Source organism: Pseudomonas sp. v388 (genome assembly GCF_003935425.1).
Classification (GTDB): domain Bacteria; phylum Pseudomonadota; class Gammaproteobacteria; order Pseudomonadales; family Pseudomonadaceae; genus Aquipseudomonas.
Genome location: NZ_RHQN01000002.1, coordinates 137,007 through 159,403 on the forward strand (window position 1 = coordinate 137,007; position 22,397 = coordinate 159,403).

Sequence of the window (22,397 nt, forward strand, 5' to 3'; positions counted from 1 at the left end):
GGTGGTATGCTACGCGCCAATTTGCCTGCGCCCCTTTCAATCCGGGCGCCGAGACGTTTGAAGCCAGTTGTAAGGGATCGCCATGAACACCCGTACCGAGGCCGTGAAAGCCTATCTGCTCGACCTGCAAGACCGGATCTGCACTGCTCTGGAACAGGAAGACGGCAGCGCCCGCTTCGTCGAAGACGCCTGGACTCGCCCGGCGGGCGGCGGTGGTCGCACGCGAGTCATCGAGAATGGTGCCGTGATCGAGAAAGGCGGCGTGAACTTCTCGCACGTCTTCGGCAGCAACCTGCCGCCTTCGGCCAGCGCACATCGGCCCGAACTGGCCGGTCGTGGTTTTGAGGCGCTGGGTGTGTCGCTGGTCATTCACCCGCACAACCCACACGTGCCGACTTCCCATGCCAATGTGCGGTTCTTCATTGCCGAAAAGGAAGGTGAAGAGCCGGTCTGGTGGTTCGGTGGCGGTTTCGACCTGACACCCTACTACGGCGTCGAGGAGGACTGCGTGCATTGGCACCGGGTGGCCGAGCAGGCGTGCGCCCCTTTCGGTGACGACGTCTACCCGCGCTACAAGGCCTGGTGCGACAGCTATTTCCACATCAAGCACCGCAACGAGCCACGAGGTATCGGCGGCCTGTTCTTCGACGATGTGAACCAGTGGGATTTCGACACCAGCTTTGCCTTCCTGCGCACCATCGGCGATGCGTTCATCAACGCCTACCTGCCCATCGTGCGCCGCCGCAAGGCAGCGGCCTATACCGTGCAACAGCGCGAGTTCCAGGAATTCCGTCGTGGCCGTTACGTGGAGTTCAATCTGGTCTACGACCGAGGCACGCTGTTCGGCCTGCAATCGGGCGGGCGTACCGAGTCGATCCTCATGTCCCTGCCGCCGCAGGTGCGTTGGGGTTATGACTGGAAGGCGGCACCCGGCAGCGAAGAAGCGCGCCTGACTGAATACTTTCTCACCGACCGGGACTGGCTCGCGGCGGATTGACGCTGTTTGTTGCGGGAGCGGACCGGGCGGCGCTCCTACAGAACTCCACAGGTCTTGCACCGGAACAGGAACTCCCATGGACCACTACGTCGTTTTCGGCAACCCCATCGGCCATAGCAAGTCACCGCTGATCCATCGGCTGTTTGCCGAACAGACCGCACAGCAGCTGGATTACCAGACTGCCCTGGCACCACTGGACGATTTTGCGGCCTTCGCTCGCAGGTTCTTTCAAACTGGCCGTGGCGGCAACGTGACGGTGCCATTCAAGGAGCAGGCATTCCAACTGGCTGACAGCCTGACCGAACGTGCGCGACGTGCCGGAGCGGTGAACACATTGGCCAGACAGGCCGACGACACGCTTCTGGGCGACAACACTGACGGCGCCGGGCTGGTTCGCGATCTGACCGTCAATTGCGGCATCAGCCTGCGCGGACAGCGGGTTCTGGTATTGGGGGCCGGTGGCGCGGTGCGCGGCGCTCTGGAGCCGCTGCTGGCGGAAAAGCCTGCGGTGTTGGTCATCGCCAATCGCACGGTGGAGAAAGCCGAACAACTGGCCCGCGAGTTCACGGACCTCGGCCCGGTATTCGCCAGTGGCTACGACTGGCTGGAAGAACCGGTGGACGTGATCATCAATGCCACGTCAGCCAGCCTTGCCGGTGAGTTGCCGCCGATTTCACCAACCCTGATCCAGTCGGGCGCGACGTTTTGCTACGACATGATGTACGGCAAGGAACCCACTGCATTCTGCCGCTGGGCCACCGAGCATGGCGCGGCGCAGTCGGTGGACGGCCTGGGCATGCTGGTCGAACAGGCCGCCGAAGCCTTCCTGCTCTGGCGCGGCGTGCGCCCGGATTCAGCACCCGTGTTGGCCGAGATGAGACGGCAGTTGGCGATTGGCTGAAAGAATCACGTAGAGCCTTTCGCCAGCAAGCTGGCTCCTACCACGCTTAAGTGCGCCAAGATCCAGTAGGAGCCAGCTTGCTGTGGGCGGCAATCCGACGATCTGGCGCGAAGCGGTAGTAAAAACGGCTTACCTCAATCCTCAAACAAAACCGGGCAATTCTCCGGGCCTTCCAGCTTGTGCAGCTCTTCGATCACTTGCGGCCTGGCATGGCGCAGGACCAGCGCGCGCTCCTGCTGGCGCAGGCGGCGGGCTTCCTGATGGAGCATCTCCACGCCTGAATAATCAATGAAGTTGATCTGCTGCGCTTCGATCACCACCCGCTTGCCCTGGGTGCGTTGCAGGCGCGTCTGCAGGTAGTGGCTGGCGCCGAAGAAGATCGAGCCGCCGACGCGCAGGATCTCGTCCTCGCCGTCGCACCATTGCTGCACCCGCGGCTGTGACGTGCGCTTGAGGTAGAAAAACAGCGAGGCCAGCACGCCGGCGTAGATGGCGGTCTGCAATTCCAGCAGCAGGGTCGCCAGGCAGGTCAGCGCCATGACGAAAAACTCTGCACGGCTGACGCGGTACAAGGCGCGTATGCCGCGCCGATCCACCAGACCCCAACAGATCAGCAGAATCGAAGCAGCCATGCTCGGGATCGGAATATGCGAGATCAGCGACGCGCCGGCCACTGCGAACAGCGCCACCCACATGGCGGAAAACACGCCCGCCAAAGGCGAGCGCGCGCCTGCTTCATAACTCAGCGCGGCGCGGGTGAACGAGCCGGCTGACAGATAGCCGGAGAACAGCGAGCCGACCATGTTCGACAGCCCTTGGGCGCGGACTTCCTGATTGGCATTGATCATCTGCTGCGAGCGCGCCGACAGTGAGCGGGCAATCGACAGGCTGTTGACCAGGCCGAGCATGCCCACGGCGACGGCGGTGGGCAGCAGCCGCAGAATCAGATCCAGATCCAGTGGCAGTGCGCTGAACGGAGGCAGTTGGCCAACGAATTGGGTCACGACTTTTACCTGGCCGAACATGGCCGGCCACCACCAGACCAGCAGCGTGCTTGCCACTAGCGTGATCAACAATGTCGGCCAGCGTGGCACCACGGATTTGAGCGCGATGCCCAGCGCCAGGGTCAGCACGCCGAGCAATAGCGAAGGTACGTCCAACTCACCGCGATGAACGAGGAGCGAGGTCAGGCTGCCAAGAGCGGTGGACTGGCTTGGCAGGTTAATGCCGAGCAGGTTGGGCATTTGCCCCAGCGCAATGACGATGGCGGCGCCGAGCGTGAAGCCCAGCACCACGGAATGGGAAACGAAATTTACCAGTGCACCGAAGCGCATCATGCCCAGCAGCAACTGGAAAGCGCCGGCGATAAAGGTCAGTAGCAGGATAAGCGTGATGTAGTCCTGACTGCCGGGAATCGCCAGCGGGCTGACGCTGGCGTAGAGCACCACGGAAATGGCAGCGGTCGGCCCGCAGATCAGGTGCCACGACGAACCCCACAGGCAGGCGATCACTACCGGAACGATGGCGGCATACAAACCGTATTCAGGTGGCAGACCGGCGATCAGCGCGTAGGCAATCGACTGCGGCAGGGCGAGAATCGCGCCGCTGAGTCCCACCATCGCGTCACGACCGACGCTGGCGCGATTTTGCCTGGGAAGCCAGGCAAGGAAAGGCAGGAATTTATGGCGGTTGAGCCAGCGCATCGGTTCCTCAAGGTGGGTGGGGTGCGGGCAAGATTAACCCGGAACCGGGGCTGCGTTGGTTACCCGTGCCCGAACTGTAGGAGCCGGCTTGCTGGCGAAGAGAACGGCACAGCCACAGAGTCAACATCGTCTGTGCCTGAGCCTTCGCGACCAAGGTCGCTCCTACAGGCGATGTGCGTGGGTTAGAGCTTGGCTTTTACTGCCGCCAGCGCATCTTTGTCATCGATGGTCTTCACCCCGTCGAGCCACTTGTCCAGTACGGCAGGATTGGCCTTGATCCAGGCTTTGGCTGCCTCGGTGTTGCTGATCTTTTTGCTGGCCACGTCCGCCATGATGCTGTTTTCCATGTCCAGCGTGAAGCTCAGGTTGGTCAGCAGCTTGCCGACGTTCGGGCAGGCCTGGGCGTAGCCTTTGCGGGTCAGGGTATGGACCGAGCCGGTATCGCCGAAGTACTTCTCGCCGCCCTTGAGGTAGCGCATGCCCTTGATCTGCACATTCATCGGGTGCGGCGTCCAGCCCAGGAAGGCCACGAATGCCTTGCGCTTCACGTTGCGGTTCACCTCGGCAAGCATCGCCTGCTCGCTGGATTCCACCAGCTTCCAGCCGCCCAGTTCGAATTCATTGTTCTTGATGATTTCCTGCAACGACTGATTGGCCGGCGCCCCGGAGCCGATACCGTAGATTTTTTTGCCGAACTTGTCGGCAAATTTGTTCAGGTCGGCAAAGTCGTGCACGCCCGCTTCCCAGACATAATCGGGTACGGCGAGCGTAAATTCGGTGCCTTGCAGATTTTTGGCCAGCTGGGTCACGTCTCCGGTGGCGATGAACTTGTCATAGAAGCCCTGCTGCGCAGGCATCCAGTTACCGAGAAACACATCCAGCTGGCCGTCCTTCAGGCCGCCGTAGGCGATAGGTACGGCCAGCGTGTCGATCTTGGTCTTGTAGCCCATACCGTCGAGCAACAGGCCGGTGATAGCGTTGGTTGCCGCAATGTCGCTCCAGCCTGGATCGGCCATCTTCACCGTGTTGCAACTGGCGTCGGCCGCATGTACGGCGAAACTGCCGAGCGCCAGGACACTGACCGCAACTGCTGTGGATAACTTCTTCATTGACGTACCCCTTTGGTTTTCTTGGTTTGGGCAGGGTTTCAAAGTTGCGGATAACGTGCCTTGCGCTCCAGATCGTCCAGATCAATATGGTTGCGCATGTATTGCTGACTGGCGTCTACCAGTGGCTGGTGATCCCAACTCTTCAGCTTGCCGGTTGCCAGTGCGCGGGCGACAAAACGTCGCCGACGCTGGCTGGCGAGCACCTGGTGGTGTATCGCCGGTATGTTCCATTTCGCCCGGGCTTCGAGCAGGAGATCGCTGAACACCTGTTGATGGGCGGGCGAGCCGTTCAGGTCTTCCCTTTCCTGCGGGTCGCTGTGCACGTCGAACAACAAGCACGGGTCCTGTTCCGAATAGACAAACTTGTAGCGGCCGCGACGAATCATCATCAACGGGCTGGTGGTGCCCTCGGCCATGTACTCGCCGAACACTTCGTCGTGACCGCCCTGCCCCATGAGGTGCGGCATCAGCGAGCGACCGTCCAGCGGCAGGCCGCTGTCCAGTTCACCTTCGGCCATGTCGACGAAGGTCGGCAGCAGGTCGGCGGTCGACACCGAAGCACTCACGCGACCGGCCTTGAACTGACCCGGAGCGTACACCAGCAGCGGCACGCGCGCCGCCATCTCGAACCAGTGCATTTTGTACCAGAGGCCTTTTTCCCCAAGCATGTCGCCGTGGTCGCCGGAGAACACGATGATAGTGTCCTCGGCCAGACCCACCTCTTCGAGCGTCGCCAGCAACTTGCCGACGTTGTCGTCGATATAGCTGCACGCCCCGAAATACGCTCGGCGTGCATCGCGGATCTTGTCCTGCGGCAGAGGTTTGTCCCATAGATCGTAGACTTTGAGCAGGCGTTGCGAATGTGGGTCCAGGGCTTGCTGGTCGGCCGGTTGCGCCGGCATCGGGATCTCGTCGTCGCGGTACAGGTCCCAGTAGGGTTTGGGAATGGTGTACGGGTCGTGAGGATGGGTCATGGACACTGTCAGACAGAACGGCGCGTCGCCGTCCTGGCGGACATGGTCGTACAGATACTGCCGCGCCTTGAACACCACTTCTTCGTCGAAATCCAGCTGGTTGGTGCGCACGCTCGGCCCGGCTTGCAGCACCGACGACATGTTGTGGTACCAGCTCGGCCGAACGTCCGGCTCGTCCCAGTTCACGGCCCAACCATAGTCGGCCGGGTAGATATCGCTGGTCAGGCGCTCTTCATAGCCATGCAACTGATCCGGGCCGCAGAAATGCATCTTGCCCGACAGCGCAGTCTTGTAGCCCAAGGCACGCAGGTAGTGGGCGTAGGTCGGAATATCGGCCGGGAAATCGGCTGCGTTGTCATAGGCACCGATCCGGCTGGGCAACTGGCCGCTGACCAGCGTAAAGCGGGATGGCGCACAGAGCGGGCTGTTGCAATAGGCAGAATCGAACACCACGCCTTCGGCGGCCAGACGACTCAGGTTGGGCATCTTGATCGGGGACGGCGCGTGGAATGGCAACATGGGCGCGGCCATTTGATCGGCCATGATGAAAAGAATATTTTTGCGCTTCATGTAATCGCTGCATCCCATAGTGAATAGTTATGCGAAAGTGCTGAACATCAGAATGAAGCCGTTGGATTAGACGGTAAAGCCCATGCAAGGCAATACCTAGGATAAGCACAGCTTATGTTTGAAACGCTTGGCGAGATGTCGCTCGATCTACTGCGCGCCTTCGAGGCGGCTGCGCGGCTGCGCAGTTTCACGGCTGCGGCCATTGAGCTGGGGACCACTCAGCCTGCCGTGAGCCAGCAGATCAAGCGCCTGGAAGAACAGTTGGCCATCCGGCTGTTCGACCGCATCTACCGCGGCATCGAGCTGACCGACGCTGGCCAGGTGCTGTTCAACCATGTGCAGGCAGGTCTTCAATCGATGGACAGTGGTCTTGTGGCGATCACCGACCGGCATCAGCACGAAGTGCTGCAGGTGGCGACGGACTTCGCCTTCGCCGCCTACTGGCTGATGCCGCGCCTGCATCGTTTCCATAAACTGAACCCGGACGTGGACGTCAGCCTGGTCACCAGCGAACGTACCCACAGCATGCTACGGGCGGATGTCGACGTGGCCGTGCTGTTCGGCGATGGGCGCTTCAAGCAAGGCGAAAGCCGCTGGCTGTTCAGCGAAGAAGTGTTTCCGGTGTGCAGCCCGCAGCTGGTGGCCGGTCGTGAGACACCGCTGACCAACGACGCGCTCAAGGAGTTTCCTTTGCTGCACCTGCGTGGCGAGGGCAGCAATGACTGGTTTGACTGGAGCGGCGTATTCCGGGCCTTGGGCATTGCCCAGGCGCCTGCGCCCGGCCAGTTGCGTTTCGACAATTACACGCTGCTGATTCAGGCGGCCATCGGTGGACAGGGCGTTGCCATCGGCTGGCGGCACTTGATCGACGACCTGCTCGCCCAGGGTTTGCTGTGCCGCCCGGTGGTGGGCACGGCGATTTCCGCTTACGGTTATTACGTGGTTCTGCCACAGCGTAAACGCCGGGTGCAGATCGTTCAGCAGTTCGTCGACTGGCTGGCCAGCGAGCAGGCATTGAGCAGTGATTCGCTGGCGGGCAAGCCGCTGCCGTCTATTGCGGTCTGAGGCTCGATCACTGATTCGGATTACGGAGGACTCGGTCATGCCGACCGTTCAGGGCTATCACGCCCATGTTTACTTTGATGCGCAAAGCCTCGAACAGGCGCAAGCGCTGTGTGAGGCCGCCGTTGACGAGTTCGGCGTGCAAATGGGCAGGGTTCATCAGCGCCCGGTCGGGCCGCATCCGGACTGGAGCTGCCAGCTGGCGTTCGAGCACGCGCAATTGGCGGACGTGACGCTGTGGCTGGCGCTCAATCGCAAGGGGTTGGTGGTGTTCGTGCATCCGCTGACCGGCGATGAGCTGCGCGATCACACGGAGCACGCTATCTGGATGGGTGCGGTCAGGCCGCTCAATCTGAGCGTTTTCAGCTAGGGATGCAGACTGGACCTGAGTCGCGAGCTGAAAACTCATTTGGATACCGTTCGTAAGTTTCTTCTGAAATTCTTGAACGAAAGTAAATATCCGTTGTCAGGCTGCGCCCGCGGCTTATAATCCGGCGCCCTTGCGCTGGATTCTGCCCAGAAGCAAGCCAAACCGGCAGCGTTGCTGCTGAACAGACGGACCTGTATAGCGCGCATCGCCGTGGCTATTCGAATTCAAGGATTGAACGCGCATGTCATCTCGTGCCTTGACCGCACTCGCTGTGGTCGTCGCTGTGCAATTGACCGGTTGTGCTGCCTTTCGAAGCTATGATTCCGAATTGCTGGAAACCAATCAGCAGTTGGTATCCGGCAATGTCGATGCCGCCCTCGGCACCCTTGAAAAGAACAACAGCAGCGCCGACAAGGATCTGCTGTATTACTTCGAGAAGGGCGAACTGCTGCGCGCCAAGGGGGATTTCACCGGCAGCCAGACTGCCTGGCGCACCGCCGATCAGGTGGTGTTCAAGTGGGAAGAATCAGTCAGGCTCGACACTGACAAGTACCTGGCCCAGTTCGGTAGCTTCCTGGTGAACGACAAGGTTCGTCGCTACGAAGGCTATGACTACGAAAAGGTCATGCTGACCACACAGATGGCGCTCAACCGGCTGGCGCTGAACGATTTCGACGGCGCCCGCACGGAAATCAAGAAGACCCACGAGCGTGAAGCGATCATCGCCGAACTGCGCGACAAGGAGTACCTCAAGAGCGAGCAGGAAGCCGAGAACCGGGGCGTCAAAACCCAGTTCAAGGACCTGCAGGGCTACCCGGTTGCCTCACTCGATGCGCCTGAAGTGGTTGGTCTGAAAAACAGCTATCAGAGCGCATTCAGTCACTACCTTTCCGGTTTCGTTTATGAGGCCCTGGGTGAAAAAGGTCTGGCCGCGCCGGGCTATCGCAAGGCTGCAGAGTTGCGCCCCAATACGCCGTTGCTGGAACAGACCCTCAAGGATCTGGACGCCGCCGGCAGCAAGGACGGCAGCAGTGAAGTGCTGATCATCGTCCAGTCCGGCTTCGCCCCGGCCCGCGATTCGGTACGCGTTCCGTTGCCACTGCCGATCAGCGGCAATCTGGTGATCACGCCCCTGTCGTTCCCGGTGATCAAGCCGGACACCCTGACGCCCGCCTTCAATCAGATCAGCCTGGACGGCAAGCCGCTCAATCTGACTCTGCTCAACAGCACCACTGACATGTCGCGCCGTGCGCTGCGTGATGACATGCCGGGCATCATCCTGCGCACGACGGTGCGCGCCATCACCCGTGGCGTCGCACAAAAGCAGCTCAATGACGTCAACCCGCTGGCCGGCCTGGCCCTGGGCATCGCTTCGGCCGTGACCGAAGGTGCAGATACCCGCACCTGGCGCACCCTGCCGGACAACACGTTGGTGGCACGCTTGCGTCTGACCCAGGGCGAACACCAGATCGTTCTGCCTAGCTCGCTGGGCGGTACTCGAGTGCAGGTCAAGGTCGATCAACGCTACCAGGTGATTCCGCTGCGCGCCCTGGGCAACCAGGTCTATGCCGGCAGCCTGGCTGCTCAAGTGATACCGACGACCCTGCCTCAAGCCATTGCGGCTGCCAAATAACTGAAACGGAGATTCTCATGCGTATGAAGATTTTCGGCGCGCTGGCCCTTGCCATGCTCGCCGGTTGCGCTACGCCGCCGCCACCTGCGCCCGGCAGTGCCGCCAGCAAAGTGGTGTCGATGGGCGACACCAAAAATATCGAGGTTGGCGCTATCCGCGTCGCCCGTGAAAACGGCTTTCTGACGGTCAAGGCGCAGTTGAGCAACACCAGCAGCCGTAACAGGATGATGTATTACCGCTTTGCCTGGCTGGGTAACGACGGTTTCCCGGTTGCCGATGAAGAAGGCTGGAAAAGCCTGACCCTGTATGGCTCGCAGAGCACCGTTTTGCCGGCCATTGCGCCGGTTCCTCGCGCGACTGATTTCCGCCTCGAAATCAATACGCCTTGATCCCCATTCGCTCAGTTCAAGAGAGTCCCGACATGCTGTCCATTCGTCTTTGCTCCATCGCCGCCATCGCCATTCTGGCTAGCGGTTGCGCCAATAACTCCCCGGTTCTGGGGAGCAAGAACATCAGCTACGGCGACACCAAGGCCGTCGAGACCGTGACCAACGAGTTCGGCTCCACCGATCTGCAGATGATCGCCGAGAGCATGACCCGCTCCCTGGCCCAGTCCGGGATTCTGCAGGGCCGTCCGGTGGTTCAGGTCTACGATGTGAAGAACAAGACCAGCGAATACATCGACACCCGCGAAATCACCACCTCCATCAAGACCCAACTGATGAAGTCCGGCACTGCCCGCTTCGCCAGTGACAACACCCAGATGCAGAGCCAGGTCGACCAGCTCAAGCTGCAAAACCAGAGCGGCCTCTACAAGCAGACCACCGTGGCCAAGACCGGCAACATGATCGCCGCCAAGTACCGCCTGGAAGGCTCGATCAGCTCCATCGTCAAGCGCAGCAGCGACTACAAGGACGTTTTCTACAAATTCAGCCTGCAATTGATCGACGTTGAAAGCGGTCTGGCCGAGTGGATGGACGAGAAAGAAATCCGCAAGACCACGGAGCGTTAATTGATGCGTGCATGGATTGGCATTATCGGCATGGTGTGCGCCTTCGGCGTCCAGGCCGCTCCGAAGATCGCGGTGGCCGACATGGCGTTCCAGGAACGTGTGGAGCAGTACATCCACACGGTCTCGGCGCGCAGCGACGTGCAGGTCAATCGCTACAGCGCCAGCGGTTCCGCCAGCTACGATGAGTACGAGTCGCGTACCAGCTACATCGAGCAAGGTGAACTGCGTAAATTCAGCGGCGACATCAAGGGCGAGATCCTCAAGTCCGGGATGTTCCAGCTGGTGCAAGGTACGCCCTACACCGCCGGCTCCAAGGAAGATGTCTACGACGTCATCAAGCGCATCAAGAACGGCAACTTCAAAGGTGCGGACTACGTGCTGTTCGGGACGGTTTCCGATATCGACTTCCGTCAGGATGTAGGCGAGATCGCCAATACCGACACCCATTCGGCCATTCTGGGCCTGACCCTGGTCGCCGATTTCAGCCTGATCAACACCCGCACTTTCGAAATCACTTCGGCTTTTACGGCGATGGGGGAAGGTCAGGACACCAGGCTGGTCAACGGTCGGGACATCAAGGTGTCGCTCAATCGTGGCCGAGTGGTGCGTGAGGTGTCCAAGTCGATTGGTGTGGATGTCGCGCGCCAGATGCGTGAGCAGCTGCGTGGCGAGGTGGAGTACAGCCACCAGCCCATGCAGCAGAACAACCTGCCCCGTGACGAGGCACCGAAGATTCTGCGCTGAACGCAGCGTCTGAATGAGCCGGCTCCTGGTAGCGGAGCCGGTTCATGGCTTCAGATTCAAGCCGTGCCGCGATGCAAGGTCGCCAGGAACCCCGCGGCGCCGACGAACAGGCTGGCGAAGGTGCGGTTGAGGCGACGCTGTTGGGTCGGCGTCTTCAAGGCGCGCAGCACACGGGCGGCCAGTCCGGTATAGCCGGCCATCACGATCAGATCCACCGACACCATGGTTGCCGCGATGATCACGTACTGGATCAGCAGCGGCGCCGCCGGGTCGATGAACTGTGGCAGGATCGCCAGCATGAACACCAGCGCCTTGGGGTTGCTGATATTCACCAGAAAGCCACGCAAGACCAGGCTCAACGGCTTGCCGATCGGGCGAATCGTCGACTCGTCAGCCAGATCGGTGGGCAGCGCCCGCCATTGCTTGATGCCCAGATAAATCAGGTACGCCACGCCAAACCATTTGATCAGGCTGAACGCCAGCTCCGATGCGGCGAGCACGGCGCCCAGGCCGGCTGCGACCACCGCGATCTGCGCCACCAGCGCGATTTGCAAACCCAGGGCATTCCAGTAACCCCGCCAGAAACCATATTGCAGGCCGCAGGACATCGACGCGATGGCGCCTGCGCCCGGGGAAAGGCTGATAATCCAGCTGGCCGCCAGGAATCCCAGCCACGTCTCAAGCTCCATCACATCCTCCAGGCAAAATCATGTTTCGCTAAGTTAGTGCCTGGCCGCGCCGAATGCTACTCGCCCAGGGTCTTTTCGATGGATGCCAGGGGCAGCGCATCACTGCCGCGCCAGCGACGCACCGACTTCTGGAAGAACTGGCTGTTGGGCACTTGAACCAGCGCGCCGCCTGACTCAGGCATCTCGATCAGGGTCGTGAACATCAGGTTGATGGCGACCACACGCCCCTTCACACCCGGCTTGTCCAGGGTGTCGACCAGCTCCACCACATCGCCGATGCGGAACGGGCCGATGGTGTAGATCAGGATTGCGCACAGCAGATTGGACAGCACGCTCCACATGGCGAAGAACGCCACCGCCGCAACGGCGACAAAGCCCGACAACGCTGTCCAGAGCACCGTGGCTGAAACACCCATGCGCCCAAGCACCACCACGAAGGCGCTGCCCATGATCAGCCAGCGCAAAACACCGCGCACCGGCACCAGCAGTTCAGGGGGCAGCGGATATCGCTCGCCCAACCCGGTCAGGAAGCGCCCGACGACACGTTGCAACACGTAACCGACCAGCAAAATCAGCAGAATCTGCACACCCAGCAGGATCGGTTCGACCCAGTGTGGCGCAACCAGCAAACCAAACAACTCCATCATGTTCTCGCCTTACTCACGACAGCGCTTCCAGCTCGGCCTGCATCGACTCCAGCAGCTCCAGCGCCTCCATCCACGTCTCTTCCAGTTCCGCCTCGCGGACCTTCAGTTTTGCCTGCTCGGCCAGCAGCTCGCGCAGCTTGTCCTTGTTGGCCGCCTCGTAGTTGGCACTGTCGCCCAGTGCTTCTTCGATTCTGGCCAGCTTTTCGTTGACGGTACCCAACTCGCGCTCAAGCTTGTCCGCTTCGCGCTTGTGCGGCGCCAGTTGCTGACGCAGGGCGGCAGCCTGCTGGCGCTGGGCTTTCTTGTCAGTCTTGTCGGCATTGACCGGCGTGGTGCTGACCGGCGCGTTACGCAACCGGTAGTCCGCCAGCCAGCGGGTGTAGTCGTCCAGATCGCCGTCGAATTCCTGCACGCGGCCGTCGGCCACCAGCAGGAAGTCATCGGTAGTGCTCTTGAGCAAGTGTCGGTCGTGGGAGACCACCAATACCGCACCGCTGAACTCCTGAAGTGCCATGGTCAGCGCCAGGCGCATTTCCAGATCCAGGTGGTTGGTGGGTTCGTCGAGCAGCAGCAGGTTGGGCTTTTCCCAGGCAATCAGGGCAAGAGCCAGCCTGGCTTTTTCACCGCCGGAGAAATTCACCACCGGCTCGTCCAGCCGAGCGCCACGGAAGTCGAAGCCACCCAGGAAGTCGCGCAGGGTCTGTTCACGCTCGGTCGGCGCCAGGCGTTGCAGGTGCAGCAACGGGTTGGCCTTGGCATCCAGCGAATCGAGCTGGTGCTGGGCAAAATAGCCGACGGTGAGGTTTTCACCGCGTACCAGTCGGCCGCTTTGCGGAGAAAGCTCACCGGCAAGGTTCTTGATCAGCGTCGACTTGCCCGCCCCGTTGGGGCCGAGCAGGCCGATGCGCGCGCCCGGAGTCAGTTGCAGCTTGACCTTTTCCAGGATGGTTTTGTCGCCATAGCCCAGACGCGCTTCGGACATGTCCAGCAACGGGCTGGAGATCTTGTCGGACTCACGGAACACGAAATTGAACGGCGAGTCGACGTGCGCGGCCGACAACTCTTCCATGCGCTCCAGCGCCTTGATGCGGCTCTGCGCCTGGCGCGCCTTGGTGGCCTGGGCCTTGAAGCGGGCGATGTACTTTTCCATATGCGCCCGCTGCGCCTGCTGCTTCTCGTAGGCTTGTTGCTGCTGGGCCAGACGCTCGGCACGCGCGCGCTCGAAGGCGCTGTAGCCGCCGCGGTAAAGCGTGATCCTGCGTTGCTCGACATGCGCGATGTGATCGACCACGGCGTCGAGGAAGTCCCGGTCGTGGGAAATCAGCAGCAAGGTGCCGGGATAACCCTTGAGCCAGTCCTCCAGCCACAGAATCGCGTCGAGATCCAGGTGGTTGGTCGGCTCGTCGAGCAGCAGCAGGTCGGATGGGCACATCAGTGCCTGCGCCAGGTTCAGGCGCATCCGCCAGCCACCGGAGAAGCTGCCGACCTGGCGTTCCATCTGCTCGTTGGTGAAGCCCAGGCCCGCCAGCAGCTTGCGGGCACGGGCATCGGCGGTGTAACCGTCGGCGCTGTCCAGCTCCGCATGTAAGCGAGCCTGCGCCGCGCCGTCCTGCGCCGCTTCGGCTTCGGCAAGCAGACGCTGCACTTCGCGCAGGCGAATGTCGCCGTCGAGCACGTAGTCCACCGCCAGGCGTTCGAGGGTATCGACCTCCTGACGCATGTGCGCGATGCGCCAGTCGGCGGGCAGCAGGCAGTCACCGGAGTCGGGAGTCAGCTCCCCGCGCAGCAGTGCGAACAGGCTGGATTTACCGGCGCCATTGGCACCGATCAGGCCGGCTTTCTGGCCGGCGTGCAGGGTCAGCTCGGCGTCTTCTAGCAGACGTTGCGGACCACGCTGTAAGGTAAGGCTTTGAAGTCGAATCATAATGGCGGCGGAGTCTACCAGCTTCGTCCCGAACAGGTTGATCACTATGCCTTCAGACCTCTGGAGTTTCACCCTCGATTTTTACGCAAGGCCCGGCGTGGAACAGGCGTGCCTGGACCTTCAAGCCGGCGGCGCCAACGTATGCATGGTGCTTTGCGGTGTGTGGCTGGCCATGCATGACGTGCCCTGCAACGGCCGACGACTGAGGGAAGTCCGGGAACGGGCCGAGCCTTGGCACGCTGATGTGGTGCGTCCGCTGCGTGAGTTACGTAGCCGGTGGAAAGCCGCAGCGATTCACGATTCCGCGTTGAGCGCGTTGCGCGAGCAGGTCAAGGCGCTTGAACTGGATGCCGAACGGCAATTGCTGACGAGTTTGCAGGCACTGGTCGAGGCGTGGCCTGCAGTAGATGAGCGGGGTTCGCAAGAGTGGTTGAGCGAAGTGGCCGGAGAAGCGGGTAAAAACCGCCGTGGCGCGCTGCAAGTGCTGCGCGACGCGGCGGGACTGACGACCAACCAGACTTAGGAAGCGCTGCTTGGCGTCACGCTGTTGCCGGCCACCGGTGCTGCGGCAGCGGGAGCCGCCGCCGGTGCAGGGCTTGCCGCGGGTTTGGCGGCCGGTTTTGCAGCAGTCGGTTTTGCCGCTGCGGGCTTGGTGACAGGCTTGGCTGTTGCCGACTTCGCCGCTGGACGTGCGGCAGGCTTGGCTGCCGGCTTGGCGGCACTGCCTGTGGTTGGCGCTGCTTTGGTTGCTGCCGGTTTGGCCGCTGATTTGACTGGGGATTTGCTCGCCGTGCTGGCTGCCGGCTTGGCGGCGGCAGGCTTCGCAGGTGCCTTCACCGCCGCGGCTTTGCCCGTTACCGGTTTGGCGACCGTCGAGGCGGCGGCCGGCGTTCTTCTGGCGGCGGGTTTGGCAGTTGCCGTCTTGGCCGGAGCCTTCAGCGCAGCCGGCTTGGCGGCCGCAGTCTTGGTCGCGGTTGAGCGCGCGGCGGTCTTGCTGGCAGCAGGCTTGGCGGCAACTTTCACCGGCGCTGCCGGTTTGGCTTCACGGGCGATCAATACCTTGCCGACCGCTTCCTTGACGCGGCCGACACCCTGAGCGAGCTTCAGGCTTTCCTGGGCATCGCGCTTGAGTTGCAGGATGTAGGCGCGGGTTTCGGTCTGGCGATTCTTCAGCGCGTCGAGCAGTTCTTCCAGCTCGGTGGTGACACTCTTGGCTTTTTTCTGGGCCTTGGCTTTACCGACAGCAGCGGCGTCCTGCACTTTGGTGCGAGATTTATGCAGCTTTTCCTGGGCTTTTCCGCGCTGTTTTTCGAGCTTGGCGAGCAGTTTCTCGGCATCAGCCAAAGCTTGGGAACAGGCGTCTTCCAGATGTTCGAGCAAGCTGCCCGACAGTTGCTGGAGCAGGTGTAGCGGAGTGTTTACTGGCTTCTTTTTGGCCGACATGACTTACCTCCTGGCTGACGAATTAGCGGCTCATACTAGACCTCTGCTGGAACCGCGGCTAGGGCATCTTGACAGCATCGGATGCACCCTGTTGCATGGCTGCGCAAACGACTGCGGTGGCTGTTCAATCCGCGATCAAGAATTTCATTTACCCACAATCGCAACTGCACGTGCTGGCGCTGGCATAATCGCTGCCTTCCCAGGCCGGAGAGCATTCATGTCGCGCTACTTGTTAACGTCGTTGTTCCTGTTGCTACCACTGGCGCAAGCCGCCGAACCCGCCTCCCTGACCAATTCCCATGATCTGGCCTACAGCCTGGGCGCCAGTCTGGGTGAGCGTCTGCAGCAGGAAGTGCCGGACCTGGACCTCAAGGCGCTGGTCGAAGGGTTGCAACACGCTTATCAGAATAAACCGCTGGCGCTCAAGCAACAGCGCATCGATGAGATTCTGCGTGAACATGACGCCGCAATGGCACAAGCCGAAGTGTCGGGCTTGCCGGATGCCTCCAGCGAGGCGGCCCTGGGAGCCGAACGGCGTTTCCTGGATGCGGAAAAAGCTCGCCCGGGCGTGAAGGTGTTGGGCGACGGTATCCTGATGACCGAGCTTGTAGCCGGCACCGGCCCCAAGCCGGACCTCAACGGCCGGGTCGAGGTGCAATATGTGGGTCGATTGCCGGACGGCACGATTTTCGATCAGAGCAGGCAACCGCAATGGTTCAGGCTCGATAGCGTCATCAGTGGATGGACCACCGCGCTTCAGGAGATGCCCGTGGGTGCGAAGTGGCGGCTGGTGATTCCGTCCGATCAGGCCTACGGCGCAGAAGGCGCGGGCGACCTGATCGACCCGTTCACGCCTCTGGTGTTCGAAATCGAGCTGATTGCCGTTTCCCAGTAGCCTTTGCCGGGTGCCAGACATGCAAAAGGGTGCAAAAGCACCCTTTGGCAACGACCGGTTCAAGCCGTGTGACAGCGCTTACGCCTGAGCGGCGACTTCTTCCTTGTGGGAGTTGTGCAGCACTTCGATCAGGCAGTCTTCCAGTTCGAAACGCTCGTGCAGCAAACCGCCCAGTTTGTTGAATTCACTGGCGACCAGGGAGCAATCCGAACAGTCACCCTTGTCGCAGCGGTCATTGAACGCCAGCGCAAATTTGGTGATCACGTCCAGACGCGGATAGATCGTGTCGGCCAGTTCAAGCCCGCGCTCATCATTGAACGCTTTGGCTTCACTGCTCAGTTGCTCATACACTTCGAAATGCCCGGCCGAAACGTAGTCGACCAGGATTTCGCAAAACCGCTGGAGCGCGTCGAGATCCGCAGCCAGTGCTTCTGGCGTATCGCCCAGCGCATCGTAGGCCTTGATCAGTTCGTGACGATCCTGCAACCAGCGGTCAATCAGCAGATTGACTCCACCCCATCGTTCCTGAGCGTTCTGACAACTTTCCAACATGATGTTTTCTCTTCCCTTCAGGGGCATGCGGTCCTGTGCCGGCCCTAGTGTGGTGTAGGAACCTGCCTGTTAAATGCGCCAGGACTGCATACTTCCAATGACGCGTGCGGCCAGATTATGCCCGCAAGACAAGGCCATCAAGGTACGCAGGAGAGAAAGTTCATACAAGCGTTTAATCCTTTGCCCGACCTTCGGTGTATCGGCGGCCCGAGGAGCCCTTGAAAAGCGGATAGCAGGCGAGCGCCATGATTCCGGTGAAAGCCAGCAGGCTCCACTCCGGCAGGGTGAATCCGCACAGCGACCAGTTTATTTCAGCGCAGAACACGATCTCGCTGTCCAGGCGGACAAGCCAGGTGTGTAGGGACAGCGCGCTAAGCACTGTTTCGAGACGGGCCACGATCGGCACCAGTTGATCATGGGTGGCGGTCTGCAGCCAGACCTGGCTGCCCGCTGCCGCTGCACCGAACGCCGCAATCAGCAGCACGGACGTGGCGTATCGCCGCCAGCCTGCGATTCCCGGCGCATGCCACGCAGCGGAAAGTCCCAGCAGCCCGCAACCGATCATGGCGATGCGTTGCAGCATACAAAGCAGGCAGGGGTCGAGGCCGAAGGTTCGTTGCAGGTAGAAGGTCGCGCCGATGATCAATGCACATGCGATGGAGACGAACAGAAACAGGGAGCGCGTGCAAGCCAGATACATGGCAAATCCGTTACCAAAGACATTGGTGGTTACGGTAGAGGAAAGCGCCTGGCGCTATCAAGGCGACAAAGTACGGACGATTCGCTGTTTTGAGAGGAAAGCGCGCATAGATCTGCTGCGCTTTTTCACGAATCGATGTAGGAAATATCTGGGCCTGGTTTCACGCCAGGATGACGGCCATGAACGGCAGGCCAGCAGGGTGAGGGCATCGGACTGGCCCCCACCGGTGTCAGGCTTTGGTCAACGCGGGAACCGGGCGAGCGAGAAGGCGTTCATCGAGCATGCCCAGACCTTCCTGAAACAACTGGTTGCTCCGGTCCGTCTCGCCGAGTTGGGCGAGCAGGCGCGCCAGTTCGGCACAGGTTTCCGGATTACGCTGCATCCGCAGGCTGCTTTCCAGATAGTCGCGGGCCTTGCCCCACAATCGGCTTTGCAGGCAGATACGCCCCAGAGTGAGCAACAGGCTGGGATCGTCGGGGTGCTGTTTGAGCCAGCCTTCGGCCGCTTGCAGCTGTTTCGAGGGTTCACTGCCGCGAACCAGCCCGTAAAGACGTGCCAGATGGCTGTGGTAGTCGCGCTTGATCGCCGTGCGCAGCACTTCTTCGGCCTGGGCGTCGGCACCCAGACGCCGTAGCTGTTCGGCATACGCCAGCACCAATTGCGGTTCCTGACGTTGCGCGGAAGTCAGGCCTTTCCAGGCACTTTCCAGCGACGGCAGCCCGGCCTGCGTGCCTTCGCTCTCGTCGCGCCAGGCGGCCAGGGTCAGGTTCTCACCCCAGGCACGACGCTCCAGCTCTGCCAGTTCCTTGGGCGGCAGCACCTTGTCCTTGCGTAGTTCAGGCATCATTTTGATCAGCTGCGACCAGTCCCCGCGCTGCTGATACAGGCGCTGCAACTGGCGCAGAACCTGCGGATTATGCGGATGACGTTCATGCATCGCCTGCAGGGTCACCAGCGCGTTGTCCGTGTCGCCTCGGTCCTGCTGCAACTGCGCGTGACTCAGGGCAATGGCCAGTTCCGCCTGTGGCTGGCGTTCCAGGGCGCGCTCCAGCAGGCTGTCGCAATCTTCGTAGCGACCTTGCTCGTTGGCTGCCCGTGCAGCGCCGATGTAGTAGAGCAGCGGTTGCGGATCTGCCTCGGCAGCGCGGTGCAAGTGACGCTGGGCGCTGGCCCACCGTCCCTCGGCCAGATCCATCTGGCCCTGTTCGATCGCCAGCTGCACGCGGCGGCGGCGATTACGTAGCGACCACGGATTGACCACGCCACCGGAGGTGGTCAGCAGGAGTATCAAGGCGCGGATCAGGAAAATCACCAGCAGCACGGCCACCAGCAATGCGAGCGTTGCCCACAGGCTCGATTCGTAACGGAAGTTCTGGTACGCAATCAGGACGTAGCCGGAATGTTCTGCAATCGCGACGCCGATCAGGGCCGCGACCACAATAGCGATGAACAGCAGGACATAGACGCGCTTCATGGGCTGACACCCCGCGTCGCGTCGGCAGGTTCAGCCGCGGACGCGTGGCGCCGCTCCAGATAGGCTTGCACCGCGCTCAGGCTCTGCGCCAGATCCGGTGTCATGACCGCAACCGGTTGTTTGGCCAGCGCGTCCAGGCGTTCGCCGATCACTCTGCTCTGCGGATCATCCTGATTGAAGTTGGCTTGCAGTACGCTTTTCGCTTCGGTCACGGCCTTGGCGTACACCTGCGGTTCGCCATTGAGCGCCGCCCACTGCGCCTGCTCCAGTGCCAGGCTCAACGCCAGGCGCACCTGGGCCAGCGCTTGGCCCGCCAGCACCGGGCGGATGTCCTTGTCGGCGCTGAAGTCGATACGGAAGTAGTGGGAAATCTGGTTCCACCACTGGGTCCAGTAGTTGTCTTCGGATTTCTCCGAGGTCAGGCCCAGCAGCGATTCGCCTTTGTCCTGGTACTCAGGCGCCAGTTTGTTGAGCTGGACGGCCTGGTCACGCAGCGCGGCCAGTTGCAGGAACAACCCTGTGCGATCCGGCTGCTCGATGCTGCGCAGTGCAGCGAGGCTGCGGGCCAGTTGCTCGCGGGCGGCGTACGACCCCGGGTCGTCCTGTTCGCGAAGAATTTCATCCGCACCCTGGACCAGTGCCAGCGCGCTGTTGATGTCCTGCAATGCCGACAGTCGCAGGCTGGCCAGACGCAGCAGATGCTCGGCTTCAGCCAGGCGCCAGTCCTTGCGGCTGGCGCCCAGTACGGTTTCCAGACGCTGGCTGAGGCGCTGTTGATCGCCTTGCAGCTGGGTCACCAGGCGGCGACTGTCTTCAAGCTGGTCGGCCGGCGGGAACTGGGCCAGGCGGGCCGTGAGCTGCTGATCGCTCTGGGCAAGGGCCAGGGTCTGCTCGGCAATGTTCTGGACCTGACCGCGTTGTTGCTGGTGCCCGGCCTGCAACATTCGCAGCTGCCAGACTCCCCAACCGGCGACGGCAATGCCTGCGATACCCAGCAACAGCGCCAGGATGACCAGGCCGCTGTTACGGTTCCCGGTGCGCTCGGGGCGCTTCGGGTCGGGAGTGGATGTCGGCGTCTTGAGTACCGATTCTTCGTCTTTAGGCAAGGCTGTTTCGCTCACGTATCCATCCTTTGCATTTTGGCGTATTAGCGTAACGACGCGATGTCGATCAGTACGCCTTGACGGCTGGTTGCGGCTGATCCCGCAACGCTGCCAGCAATGCCACGGCGCTGGCGCCATGGCAATCAATAACGGTTGAAGCACCCGCCGCCCGGGCCATTTCGGCAACCCGCGCGCTCGGTACGAACAGAGGCATGTCGGCCAACTGTGGCCATGCATCCGCCGCCAGTTGGAGCAGATGTTCGAATCCCTGCCCACTGCTGACCACCAGCCCGTTCAAGCGTTCCAACTCGACGCGCTGCCGCAGCGTCGAGGGTGGATAGGACGGCAGGAAACGACGGTACAGCGGCAGGTAGTCGACCTCCACACCCTGATCGCGAAGGCGCTCGGCCAACAGCTCGCGACCTTCGTCGCCGCGCAGGATCAGCACTCGGCTGCCGGGCTGTGCGACCGCTTGCTGCAAGCGCGGCAGATCGAGCAAGGCTTCGCTGTCGTCGCCCTCGGCGGGCCAGCTCACATCGAGCCCGAAGTCTGCAAGAATTCTGCCGGTCGCTTCGCCGACGCTGAACCACGGCTGCATGGGCGGCTGCGGCCAGACCTCGTCGACCAACTCCAGACCCAATCGCGCGGCAGGCTTGCTCACCACGATGACCGCAGAATAGTCGAGCAATGTGTAGATGATCGAGCGCTGCGCGGGAGTCAGTGGCAGGGGGTCGATTTCAAGCAAAGGCAGGCTGCTGCTGAAAACGCCCTGCTCGTCGAGGAAACGCGCCAGTGCGGCGGATTCCTGGGCCGGCCGGGTCAGCAGCAGGCGCCATGCGTTCATTCGGTGTCGGCCTCGCCATAAACAGCCTTGAGGATCTTGTCCGCACCTTGCGCGAGCAAGGCCTCGGCGACCTCGACACCCAGCGCCTGGGCCGCGGTCTGCGGCGCACGCGCCTCGGCCTGCAACAGCACCTCGCCCGAAGGCGCGCCCACCAGGCCGCGCAGCCAGACCTGATCGCCTTCAAGCACGGCGTAGCAGGCGATCGGCACCTGGCAGCCACCGTTGAGATGTTTGTTCAGCGAGCGCTCGGCAATGACCCGCACCGCCGTGTCGGCGTGATGCAGGGGTGCGAGCAGTGCATGGATTTCGGCGTCGACGCTGCGGCACTCGATGCCCACCGCACCCTGCCCGCCGGCCGGCAGACTGTCGTCCACGCTGATCGCGGCCGTGATCCGGTCCTCGAAGCCCAGGCGAATGAGCCCGGCCGCCGCCAGGATGATCGCGTCGTACTCGCCGGCATCCAGTTTTGCCAGGCGCGTATTGACGTTGCCACGCAGGAAATGAATCTTGAGGTCCGGCCGCCTGGCCAGCAGTTGGGCCTGACGCCGCAGGCTGGAGGTGCCCACCACGCTTGCGGCCGGCAGTTGCTCAAGGCTGGCGTAGGTGTTGGATACGAAGGCATCCCGCGGGTCTTCCCGTTCACAGATGCAGAACAGGCCCAGGCCTTGCGGGAAATCCATCGGCACATCCTTCATCGAATGCACGGCGATGTCGGCTTCGTTTTCCAGCAGCGCAGTTTCCAGTTCCTTGACGAACAGACCCTTGCCGCCGATTTTCGACAGTGGCGAGTCGAGCAGCTTGTCGCCACGGCTGACCATCGGAACCAGCGTCACGATCAGGCCGGGATGAGCCGCTTCGAGCCGGGCTTTGACATATTCGGCCTGCCAGAGGGCCAGCGCACTTTTGCGAGTGGCAATGCGGATTTCGCGAGAAGACATTGAACAATCCGTACTAGGTAAATACGACGGATCATACCAGCTCAGCCGGAACGACTTCAGCGTCGTCCGTAAAGTCGCAGTGACCCACTGGTTCCAATCAAGGAATACGGTGC

23 protein-coding genes are annotated in these 22,397 nt (G+C 61.7%); 10 read left to right on the forward strand and 13 right to left on the reverse strand.

Annotation, left to right across the window (positions count from 1 at the left end; translation table 11 throughout):
* Nucleotides 1-82 precede the first annotated feature (82 nt).
* A complete protein-coding gene (gene hemF, locus EGJ27_RS04745; protein ID WP_125829579.1) occupies nucleotides 83-997 on the forward strand; it encodes an oxygen-dependent coproporphyrinogen oxidase in 915 nt (304 codons plus the stop codon).
* Between the two features lie 76 nt (nucleotides 998-1,073).
* Complete coding sequence (gene aroE / locus EGJ27_RS04750; RefSeq protein ID WP_125829580.1) at nucleotides 1,074-1,898, forward strand: shikimate dehydrogenase; 825 nt, start codon at nucleotides 1,074-1,076, stop codon at nucleotides 1,896-1,898.
* Nucleotides 1,899-2,032: 134 nt separating this feature from the next.
* On the opposite strand, the gene EGJ27_RS04755 is transcribed toward aroE, so the two are convergent.
* The 3 genes from EGJ27_RS04755 to betC all read right to left on the reverse strand — a co-directional run bounded on the left by EGJ27_RS04755 (nucleotide 2,033) and on the right by betC (nucleotide 6,254).
* Complete coding sequence (locus EGJ27_RS04755; RefSeq protein ID WP_125829581.1) at nucleotides 2,033-3,601, reverse strand: SulP family inorganic anion transporter; 1,569 nt, start codon at nucleotides 3,599-3,601, stop codon at nucleotides 2,033-2,035.
* Between the two features lie 182 nt (nucleotides 3,602-3,783).
* Nucleotides 3,784-4,710, reverse strand: a complete 927-nt coding sequence (gene choX, locus EGJ27_RS04760; RefSeq protein WP_125829582.1) for a choline ABC transporter substrate-binding protein — start codon at nucleotides 4,708-4,710, stop codon at nucleotides 3,784-3,786.
* A 38-nt stretch (nucleotides 4,711-4,748) separates the two neighbouring features.
* Nucleotides 4,749-6,254, reverse strand: a complete 1,506-nt coding sequence (gene betC / locus EGJ27_RS04765; protein WP_125829583.1) for a choline-sulfatase — start codon at nucleotides 6,252-6,254, stop codon at nucleotides 4,749-4,751.
* Nucleotides 6,255-6,368: 114 nt separating this feature from the next.
* Here betC and EGJ27_RS04770 point away from each other — a divergent pair, with 114 nt between their 5' ends.
* The 6 genes from EGJ27_RS04770 to EGJ27_RS04795 all read left to right on the forward strand — a co-directional run bounded on the left by EGJ27_RS04770 (nucleotide 6,369) and on the right by EGJ27_RS04795 (nucleotide 11,075).
* A complete protein-coding gene (locus tag EGJ27_RS04770; RefSeq protein ID WP_125829584.1) occupies nucleotides 6,369-7,319 on the forward strand; it encodes a LysR family transcriptional regulator in 951 nt (316 codons plus the stop codon).
* A 37-nt stretch (nucleotides 7,320-7,356) separates the two neighbouring features.
* On the forward strand, nucleotides 7,357-7,686 hold the full coding sequence (locus tag EGJ27_RS04775; RefSeq protein WP_125829585.1) for a DOPA 4,5-dioxygenase family protein: 330 nt from the start codon (nucleotides 7,357-7,359) through the stop codon (nucleotides 7,684-7,686).
* A 241-nt stretch (nucleotides 7,687-7,927) separates the two neighbouring features.
* Entirely contained in the window at nucleotides 7,928-9,319 is a 1,392-nt protein-coding gene (locus EGJ27_RS04780; protein WP_125829586.1) for a COG3014 family protein, read from the forward strand.
* Between the two features lie 17 nt (nucleotides 9,320-9,336).
* Nucleotides 9,337-9,708, forward strand: coding sequence for a YcfL family protein (locus EGJ27_RS04785; protein WP_125829587.1), 372 nt, complete (start codon nucleotides 9,337-9,339; stop codon nucleotides 9,706-9,708).
* Nucleotides 9,709-9,740: 32 nt separating this feature from the next.
* On the forward strand, nucleotides 9,741-10,331 hold the full coding sequence (lpoB, locus tag EGJ27_RS04790; protein WP_125829588.1) for a penicillin-binding protein activator LpoB: 591 nt from the start codon (nucleotides 9,741-9,743) through the stop codon (nucleotides 10,329-10,331).
* 3 nt (nucleotides 10,332-10,334) lie between these two features.
* On the forward strand, nucleotides 10,335-11,075 hold the full coding sequence (locus tag EGJ27_RS04795; protein WP_125829589.1) for a penicillin-binding protein activator LpoB: 741 nt from the start codon (nucleotides 10,335-10,337) through the stop codon (nucleotides 11,073-11,075).
* Between the two features lie 56 nt (nucleotides 11,076-11,131).
* Here the strand turns inward: EGJ27_RS04795 and EGJ27_RS04800 are convergent, their stop codons facing one another.
* From EGJ27_RS04800 to EGJ27_RS04810, 3 genes are read right to left on the reverse strand one after another with little or no spacing between them, the layout of a single operon-like run.
* Nucleotides 11,132-11,764 (reverse strand): LysE family transporter, encoded by a 633-nt coding sequence (locus EGJ27_RS04800; protein ID WP_125829590.1) that lies wholly within the window; start codon nucleotides 11,762-11,764, stop codon nucleotides 11,132-11,134.
* A gap of 56 nt (nucleotides 11,765-11,820) precedes the next feature.
* A complete protein-coding gene (locus EGJ27_RS04805; RefSeq protein ID WP_125830103.1) occupies nucleotides 11,821-12,408 on the reverse strand; it encodes a mechanosensitive ion channel family protein in 588 nt (195 codons plus the stop codon).
* 16 nt (nucleotides 12,409-12,424) lie between these two features.
* The gene (locus EGJ27_RS04810; protein WP_125829591.1) at nucleotides 12,425-14,335 is read right to left on the reverse strand and encodes an ATP-binding cassette domain-containing protein; all 1,911 of its coding nucleotides are present in this window, start codon (nucleotides 14,333-14,335) and stop codon (nucleotides 12,425-12,427) included.
* A gap of 46 nt (nucleotides 14,336-14,381) precedes the next feature.
* On the opposite strand from EGJ27_RS04810, the gene EGJ27_RS04815 reads away from it, so the two are divergent.
* A complete protein-coding gene (locus EGJ27_RS04815) occupies nucleotides 14,382-14,858 on the forward strand; it encodes a TIGR02444 family protein (RefSeq protein ID WP_125829592.1) in 477 nt (158 codons plus the stop codon).
* Here EGJ27_RS04815 and EGJ27_RS04820 read toward each other — a convergent pair.
* A complete protein-coding gene (locus EGJ27_RS04820) occupies nucleotides 14,855-15,778 on the reverse strand; it encodes an AlgP family protein (protein WP_125829593.1) in 924 nt (307 codons plus the stop codon). The two genes, EGJ27_RS04815 and EGJ27_RS04820, sit on opposite strands and share 4 nt — an antisense overlap.
* Before the next feature lie 217 nt (nucleotides 15,779-15,995).
* Here EGJ27_RS04820 and EGJ27_RS04825 point away from each other — a divergent pair, with 217 nt between their 5' ends.
* Nucleotides 15,996-16,673, forward strand: a complete 678-nt coding sequence (locus EGJ27_RS04825; RefSeq protein WP_125829594.1) for an FKBP-type peptidyl-prolyl cis-trans isomerase — start codon at nucleotides 15,996-15,998, stop codon at nucleotides 16,671-16,673.
* Nucleotides 16,674-16,751: 78 nt separating this feature from the next.
* Here the strand turns inward: EGJ27_RS04825 and rsd are convergent, their stop codons facing one another.
* The 6 genes from rsd to hemC all read right to left on the reverse strand — a co-directional run bounded on the left by rsd (nucleotide 16,752) and on the right by hemC (nucleotide 22,284).
* Complete coding sequence (rsd, locus tag EGJ27_RS04830) at nucleotides 16,752-17,225, reverse strand: sigma D regulator (protein WP_125829595.1); 474 nt, start codon at nucleotides 17,223-17,225, stop codon at nucleotides 16,752-16,754.
* A gap of 172 nt (nucleotides 17,226-17,397) precedes the next feature.
* Nucleotides 17,398-17,925 carry a disulfide bond formation protein B gene (locus EGJ27_RS04840; RefSeq protein WP_125829596.1) on the reverse strand — a complete coding sequence of 176 codons (528 nt, stop codon included), beginning with the start codon at nucleotides 17,923-17,925 and terminating at the stop codon, nucleotides 17,398-17,400.
* A gap of 229 nt (nucleotides 17,926-18,154) precedes the next feature.
* Nucleotides 18,155-19,399 (reverse strand): heme biosynthesis protein HemY, encoded by a 1,245-nt coding sequence (locus EGJ27_RS04845; protein WP_125829597.1) that lies wholly within the window; start codon nucleotides 19,397-19,399, stop codon nucleotides 18,155-18,157.
* On the reverse strand, nucleotides 19,396-20,520 hold the full coding sequence (locus EGJ27_RS04850; protein ID WP_177522933.1) for a uroporphyrinogen-III C-methyltransferase: 1,125 nt from the start codon (nucleotides 20,518-20,520) through the stop codon (nucleotides 19,396-19,398). The genes EGJ27_RS04845 and EGJ27_RS04850 overlap by 4 nt, the downstream gene beginning before the upstream one ends.
* Nucleotides 20,521-20,569: 49 nt before the next feature.
* A complete protein-coding gene (locus tag EGJ27_RS04855) occupies nucleotides 20,570-21,346 on the reverse strand; it encodes a uroporphyrinogen-III synthase (protein WP_125829599.1) in 777 nt (258 codons plus the stop codon).
* Nucleotides 21,343-22,284 carry a hydroxymethylbilane synthase gene (hemC, locus tag EGJ27_RS04860; RefSeq protein ID WP_125829600.1) on the reverse strand — a complete coding sequence of 314 codons (942 nt, stop codon included), beginning with the start codon at nucleotides 22,282-22,284 and terminating at the stop codon, nucleotides 21,343-21,345. Before hemC ends, EGJ27_RS04855 begins: the two co-directional genes overlap by 4 nt.
* Nucleotides 22,285-22,397: the final 113 nt, after the last annotated feature.

Excerpts from the sequence above, each read along its gene's own strand:
- hemF (WP_125829579.1), top strand. The coding sequence starts at position 83 with ATGAACACCCGTACCGAGGCCGTGAAAGCCTATCTGCTCGACCTGCAA.
- aroE (WP_125829580.1), top strand. The coding sequence starts at position 1,074 with ATGGACCACTACGTCGTTTTCGGCAACCCCATCGGCCATAGCAAGTCA.
- EGJ27_RS04755 (WP_125829581.1), bottom strand. The coding sequence starts at position 3,601 with ATGCGCTGGCTCAACCGCCATAAATTCCTGCCTTTCCTTGCCTGGCTT.
- choX (WP_125829582.1), bottom strand. The coding sequence starts at position 4,710 with ATGAAGAAGTTATCCACAGCAGTTGCGGTCAGTGTCCTGGCGCTCGGC.
- betC (WP_125829583.1), bottom strand. The coding sequence starts at position 6,254 with ATGAAGCGCAAAAATATTCTTTTCATCATGGCCGATCAAATGGCCGCG.
- EGJ27_RS04770 (WP_125829584.1), top strand. The coding sequence starts at position 6,369 with ATGTTTGAAACGCTTGGCGAGATGTCGCTCGATCTACTGCGCGCCTTC.
- EGJ27_RS04775 (WP_125829585.1), top strand. The coding sequence starts at position 7,357 with ATGCCGACCGTTCAGGGCTATCACGCCCATGTTTACTTTGATGCGCAA.
- EGJ27_RS04780 (WP_125829586.1), top strand. The coding sequence starts at position 7,928 with ATGTCATCTCGTGCCTTGACCGCACTCGCTGTGGTCGTCGCTGTGCAA.
- EGJ27_RS04785 (WP_125829587.1), top strand. The coding sequence starts at position 9,337 with ATGCGTATGAAGATTTTCGGCGCGCTGGCCCTTGCCATGCTCGCCGGT.
- lpoB (WP_125829588.1), top strand. The coding sequence starts at position 9,741 with ATGCTGTCCATTCGTCTTTGCTCCATCGCCGCCATCGCCATTCTGGCT.
- EGJ27_RS04795 (WP_125829589.1), top strand. The coding sequence starts at position 10,335 with ATGCGTGCATGGATTGGCATTATCGGCATGGTGTGCGCCTTCGGCGTC.
- EGJ27_RS04800 (WP_125829590.1), bottom strand. The coding sequence starts at position 11,764 with ATGGAGCTTGAGACGTGGCTGGGATTCCTGGCGGCCAGCTGGATTATC.
- EGJ27_RS04805 (WP_125830103.1), bottom strand. The coding sequence starts at position 12,408 with ATGGAGTTGTTTGGTTTGCTGGTTGCGCCACACTGGGTCGAACCGATC.
- EGJ27_RS04810 (WP_125829591.1), bottom strand. The coding sequence starts at position 14,335 with ATGATTCGACTTCAAAGCCTTACCTTACAGCGTGGTCCGCAACGTCTG.
- EGJ27_RS04815 (WP_125829592.1), top strand. The coding sequence starts at position 14,382 with ATGCCTTCAGACCTCTGGAGTTTCACCCTCGATTTTTACGCAAGGCCC.
- EGJ27_RS04820 (WP_125829593.1), bottom strand. The coding sequence starts at position 15,778 with ATGTCGGCCAAAAAGAAGCCAGTAAACACTCCGCTACACCTGCTCCAG.
- EGJ27_RS04825 (WP_125829594.1), top strand. The coding sequence starts at position 15,996 with ATGTCGCGCTACTTGTTAACGTCGTTGTTCCTGTTGCTACCACTGGCG.
- rsd (WP_125829595.1), bottom strand. The coding sequence starts at position 17,225 with ATGTTGGAAAGTTGTCAGAACGCTCAGGAACGATGGGGTGGAGTCAAT.
- EGJ27_RS04840 (WP_125829596.1), bottom strand. The coding sequence starts at position 17,925 with ATGTATCTGGCTTGCACGCGCTCCCTGTTTCTGTTCGTCTCCATCGCA.
- EGJ27_RS04845 (WP_125829597.1), bottom strand. The coding sequence starts at position 19,399 with ATGAAGCGCGTCTATGTCCTGCTGTTCATCGCTATTGTGGTCGCGGCC.
- EGJ27_RS04855 (WP_125829599.1), bottom strand. The coding sequence starts at position 21,346 with ATGAACGCATGGCGCCTGCTGCTGACCCGGCCGGCCCAGGAATCCGCC.
- hemC (WP_125829600.1), bottom strand. The coding sequence starts at position 22,284 with ATGTCTTCTCGCGAAATCCGCATTGCCACTCGCAAAAGTGCGCTGGCC.